This window comes from Vibrio sp. 10N.222.48.A3 (genome assembly GCF_041475345.1).
Classification (GTDB): domain Bacteria; phylum Pseudomonadota; class Gammaproteobacteria; order Enterobacterales; family Vibrionaceae; genus Vibrio; species Vibrio tasmaniensis_A.
The window spans coordinates 1-5,069 of sequence record NZ_JBFRVX010001018.1; the positions used below are offsets into that span (position 1 = coordinate 1).

The following is a 5,069-nucleotide window of genomic DNA, read 5'->3' on the forward strand; positions in this document are numbered from 1 at the left end:
TCTAGCGCTTCCGGGAATACGAAGCGATTTGTCGAACAGCTAGGATTACCTGCGATTAGGCTTCCTACTGAGGCCAATGAAAGGGCGCTAGAGATTGAGCAACCATTCGTACTTATATGCCCGACTTATGCCGATGGTGAGGGGCGAGGAGCTGTGCCTAACTCCGTTATAAGTCTATTGAATAACCCGAATAATCGAGCATTGATTAAAGGTGTGATTGCATCGGGAAATCGAAACTTTGGAGCTCTTTTTGCTCGCGGAGGTGCCATTGTCGCTGAAAAATGCAATGTGCCGCTGTTGTATCGTTTCGAACTATCTGGAACCCAGAGCGATATTGATATCGTGACAAATGGGTTAGAACAATTTTGGAAACATCATGGATAACCACTTTGAGAACGAGTCCCTTGACTACCATGCTTTAAACGCAATGTTGAATCTACTTGATGAACAAGGGACGATTCAGTTTGAGGCAGACAAGCAAGCGGCTCGACAGTTTTTCTTACAACACGTTAATCAAAATACCGTTTTCTTTCATAATTTAGACGAGAAGATCGACTATTTGCTTAGAGAGGGGTATTACGAGGCTCAAGTTATTGAGCAATATGATCGCAGTTTTCTTCATCAAATCTGGGCAAACGCCTATCAAGCCAAATTTCGATTCCGCACGTTCTTAGGTGCTTATAAGTTTTTTACTTCCTATGCACTGAAAACTCGTGATGGTAAGCGATATTTAGAAAGGTTCGAAGACCGAGTGGTTATGACTGCGCTGTTACTGGCTCGTGGTGACTGTGAATTTGCACTGGCACTAATGGAAGAAATCATTCATCAACGCTTTCAACCGGCTACGCCCACTTTTATTAACTCCGGTAAAAAGAGCCGTGGTGAATTGATCTCCTGCTTTTTGTTGAGAATCGAAGACAATATGGAGAGCATCGGTCGTGCGATTAACTCATCGTTGCAACTCTCACGTCGTGGCGGTGGTGTTGCTTTACTTCTGACGAACTTAAGAGAGCAAGGTGCGCCCATTAAGGGGATCTTAAATCAAAGTTCAGGTGTCGTCCCTGTGATGAAATTGCTTGAAGACAGTTTCTCGTATGCAAACCAATTGGGGTCTAGGCAAGGCGCGGGTGCTGTCTATCTTAATGTTCACCATCCAGACATCATGCAATTTCTTGATACGAAAAGAGAAAATGCCGATGAAAAAATCAGAATTAAGACCTTGAGCCTTGGTGTTGTCATTCCCGATATTACTCTGGAATTAGCCAAGCAAAACAAAGATATGTACTTGTTTTCTCCTCATGATGTTGAGCGAGTGTATGGCGTACCTTTCTCTGAAATTTGCGTGACGGAGAAGTACCATGAAATGGTGGATGACCCGAGGATCCGCAAAGGGAAAATGAGTGCAAGAGGGCTTTTCCAAACGCTTGCCGAGATCCAATTTGAGTCGGGCTATCCATACATTATGTTCGAAGATACGGTTAATCAGGCTAACCCCATTCAGGGGCGTGTAAATATGTCTAACTTGTGTTCTGAAATATTGCAGGTCAACGAGGCGTCAAATTATGATGACGACTTGAACTATAGTCATGTCGGGCGAGATATTTCGTGCAATTTAGGCTCGATCAATATTGCTAAAGCCTTGGATGGAGGTCGACTATCTCAAACCGTTGACACCGCAATTCGAGCATTAAATGCAGTGTCAGAGATGAGCGCAATCAACAGTGTTCCTTCGATAAGAAAGGGCAACGATGAAAGTCATGCTATTGGTTTAGGTCAGATGAACTTGCATGGGTTTTTGGCTAGAGAACGCATTCACTATGATTCACCAGAGGCCATTGATTTCACCAGCAGTTATTTTGCCTGTGTTTTATATCACTGTCTCGTGGCTTCCAATAAGTTGGCACAAGAGAAAAAGAGTACGTTCAAAGGGTTCGAAGATTCTAGTTACAGTGATGGGTCTTTCTTCGACAAATATTTGCAGCAGGATTTCTCGCCAAAATTGGACGTGGTCCAAGATCTCTTTAGCCGTTTAGATATACGAATACCCACCGTGTCTGAGTGGAACGAATTGAAACAACTCGTCATGAGCTCAGGGCTATACAACCGATACTTACAGGCCATTCCTCCTACAGGCTCAATTAGCTATATCAACGACTCTACCGCTTCTATTCATCCCGTTACCGCTAAAGTGGAGATAAGAAAAGAGGGTAAAATTGGGCGAGTTTACTTCCCTGCGCCGTATTTGAATAACTCCAATTTAGAGTATTTTCGTGACGCTTTTTCCATAGGCCCTAAGGCAATAATCGATGTTTATGCAGCGGCCACTGAACATGTTGATCAAGGCCTTTCATTAACTTTGTTTTTTGACGATGAGGTAACGACGAGAGATATCAACAAAGCTCAGATCTACGCATGGAAAAAGAAAATTAAAACGCTTTACTACATCCGAATGCGACAGAAAGCATTAGAAGGTACTCAAGTCGAAGGGTGCGTGTCGTGCTCACTGTAATAAAGGGATAAACGCAATGAAAAAGATGGAATCCGGACCTGTTCAAGCGATTAACTGGAATCGTATGATTGATGGCAAAGATCTAGAGATTTGGAATCGCCTGACGGTTAATTTTTGGCTGCCTGAAAAGGTACCTTTATCCAATGATATTCAAACATGGAAGCAACTAACTGAAGAAGAGCAAACGCTAACGATTAGAGTTTTTACCGGTTTAACGTTACTCGACACGATTCAGAATACGGTGGGTGCGCCAGCCTTGATGGAAGATGCGAGAACACCTCATGAAGAAGCGGTATTAACTAACATCGCTTTTATGGAAGCCGTTCATGCTCGTAGCTACTCTTCGGTCTTCTCAACTTTGTGTACTACGCCGCAAATTGATGAAGCGTTTCGCTGGGCTGAAGAGAACCCTCTGTTACAGAAAAAAGCACAGATTGTCCTCGATGATTATTTGGCTGAAGGCGATCCGCTAAAGAAAAAAGTGGCCAGTGTTTTTCTAGAGAGTTTCTTATTCTATTCTGGGTTTTATCTACCCATGCATTGGTCGAGTCGGGCTAAACTGACCAATACAGCGGATTTGATCCGTCTGATTATTCGTGATGAGGCGATTCATGGTTACTACATTGGATACAAATTTCAGCTCGCCTACCAATCTCTTAGTGAGGAAGAACAGGCGAGAGTTAAGGATGAAGCTTATTCATTAATGTTCTCTCTTTATGAAATCGAAACACAATATACCGAATCGCTTTATGATCCTGTTGGCTTAACTGAAGATGTGAAGCACTTCCTACATTATAACGCTAACAAAGCGTTGATGAATTTGGGGTTTGAAGCACTGTTCCCTGATGAACTCTGTCAGGTTAACCCTGCTATCATGGCCGCCCTGTCGCCCAATGCTGACGAAAATCATGACTTCTTTTCTGGTTCAGGATCTTCTTATGTCATAGGTAAAGCTGTCGCTACCGAAGACGATGACTGGGATTTTTGAACGAATAGCCCGAGTATGAACTCGGGCTTGAAAGAGGATTACTTACCCCTGAATCGACATCATCGTTCTAAGGCCAGCCGTTTGAAAATTCGGTCACTCAGACGGCAAATTTTGCTTTAACTCTAAAAGCATTTTATAAGCACTTTCGCCAGACATTTCGTATGGGTTAAATTGATCCGAAGTCGAAAATTGTAAGTTCAACAGTTCAGTCAAATTAGACTGCGGAATGTCTCCCATCGACCAATCTCCAAACTCTCGACAATCAACTTCTTTAAAATACAGTATGGTCACTCTCTCGTGCCGCTTATCGTTTAGGATGTGATTGTAGGTATGGTTTACCGCCTCCCTAGAACCTTCAATGCATTGAAGAAAGTACTTTTGATTATGACTGAGAAGCCCTGTTAGATGGCTCTGCCGATTGTGGTCTCGCGAGATAGTGAGTATTTCATCCAGTGCTTTGGAATCACAACATTCGGAAAGTGTACTGACATAAATTAACCGAGTTAGGAACATAGGCATCATTTCGAATTTTTGTTCAAAGGGTATTAATAAATATAAGCCAAGCTCATGGAATTGCGAGTTATTGGCCTAATTGTCACTCGGTGGCTTTTGGAAGAGAAGAGGATGGGGATGAAGTAGCAAAGGACAGCTAGCAAGATGCGCTAAAATGAGCCGAATGTTGTTCATTCAATCATTCTAGCGACCTGCTTGCATCGAGTCTCTCGTTAGTCGTTGAGAACCGAAATCGATTCGACGTTGGAAGATGCATCGAATCGTACATTGACCAATACGCTTTCACGTTCGAAAGTCACATCATCAAAATCAGTGGCTGCGATTTTAAATCCATTCCTTGCGAATAAACTGGTCACTGTTGTTCGTTGTTTCTGTTCCATGGCGCTTGTCAGTAGTTCGTTCATTGTGATCTCCATTAAGTAACCGTGTGCATAGTGTAAGCGTACAGGGTCTACGTTATGAGTTCAATTGCTTAATCAATAAGCTGTGTTGATGAGTTCAATTGAATGATTTTGGCATTCCAAAATGTGATGAATAAGAGGGTAGATGGTCGTATTACCTATGATAAGTATTGTGTAATGTGACCACCGTTCAGTATACTTTTGGGTAGGGATTTATTTAAAAAATTCAATGTAATAAGTGGTTACAAAACACAGGGGTTCGCATCGATTTGTGGAGAGTCAGTCACCTAATGAAGCTTCTTTTTATTGAAATGTTGAATGTCAAAGTAGTGTTGTACTACGCATTTGAATCCAAGAGTAATTATTAAATAAGTTTGATTTTAATGAATCGTTAGTTGCGGTACTTATGCTATTTTTGTCGCAATGAATACTTAGTGAGTAGCCTAAATAAATAATTAATAAGGGAAACGAAAGCAGTGAAGGGAATGAAAAAGTTTATTACTCTATTTTTGGTATTGCTCTGCTTTGGTGTCAGCCATGTTCAGGCCAATGATGCGCGACTTAAGCAAGCTTACCAAAATCACAAAAGTGATGTTCAAGTACGTGGGTCGGGTTTAGTTTCACGATTACTTCCAGACGATAATAAAGGCTCTCGACA

General features: G+C 42.0%; 6 protein-coding genes. 4 read left to right on the top strand and 2 right to left on the bottom strand.

Features of this window, described 5'->3' with window-relative positions; translation table 11 throughout:
• From nrdI to nrdF, 3 genes are all read left to right on the top strand, one after another.
• On the top strand, window positions 1-384 hold a 384-nt coding region (gene nrdI / locus AB4653_RS23120; protein ID WP_137002659.1), incomplete at its 5' end, for a class Ib ribonucleoside-diphosphate reductase assembly flavoprotein NrdI.
• On the top strand, window positions 377-2,509 hold the full coding sequence (nrdE, locus tag AB4653_RS23125; RefSeq protein ID WP_102258317.1) for a class 1b ribonucleoside-diphosphate reductase subunit alpha: 2,133 nt from the start codon (window positions 377-379) through the stop codon (window positions 2,507-2,509). The genes nrdI and nrdE, both read left to right, overlap by 8 nt.
• 16 nt (window positions 2,510-2,525) lie before the next feature.
• Complete coding sequence (gene nrdF, locus AB4653_RS23130) at window positions 2,526-3,497, top strand: class 1b ribonucleoside-diphosphate reductase subunit beta (protein WP_017097343.1); 972 nt, start codon at window positions 2,526-2,528, stop codon at window positions 3,495-3,497.
• A gap of 93 nt (window positions 3,498-3,590) precedes the next feature.
• Here the strand turns inward: nrdF and AB4653_RS23135 are convergent, their stop codons facing one another.
• Together AB4653_RS23135 and AB4653_RS23140 are read right to left on the bottom strand one after the other, a co-directional pair.
• Window positions 3,591-4,010, bottom strand: coding sequence for a BLUF domain-containing protein (locus AB4653_RS23135; protein WP_017097344.1), 420 nt, complete (start codon window positions 4,008-4,010; stop codon window positions 3,591-3,593).
• 212 nt (window positions 4,011-4,222) lie between these two features.
• Window positions 4,223-4,414 carry a hypothetical protein gene (locus AB4653_RS23140; RefSeq protein WP_009847119.1) on the bottom strand — a complete coding sequence of 64 codons (192 nt, stop codon included), beginning with the start codon at window positions 4,412-4,414 and terminating at the stop codon, window positions 4,223-4,225.
• Between the two features lie 482 nt (window positions 4,415-4,896).
• Here AB4653_RS23140 and AB4653_RS23145 point away from each other — a divergent pair.
• On the top strand, window positions 4,897-5,069 hold a 173-nt coding region (locus AB4653_RS23145), incomplete at its 3' end, for a DUF3465 domain-containing protein (RefSeq protein ID WP_372105418.1).

Excerpts from the sequence above, each read along its gene's own strand:
- nrdE (WP_102258317.1), top strand. The coding sequence starts at position 377 with ATGGATAACCACTTTGAGAACGAGTCCCTTGACTACCATGCTTTAAAC.
- nrdF (WP_017097343.1), top strand. The coding sequence starts at position 2,526 with ATGAAAAAGATGGAATCCGGACCTGTTCAAGCGATTAACTGGAATCGT.
- AB4653_RS23135 (WP_017097344.1), bottom strand. The coding sequence starts at position 4,010 with ATGTTCCTAACTCGGTTAATTTATGTCAGTACACTTTCCGAATGTTGT.
- AB4653_RS23140 (WP_009847119.1), bottom strand. The coding sequence starts at position 4,414 with ATGAACGAACTACTGACAAGCGCCATGGAACAGAAACAACGAACAACA.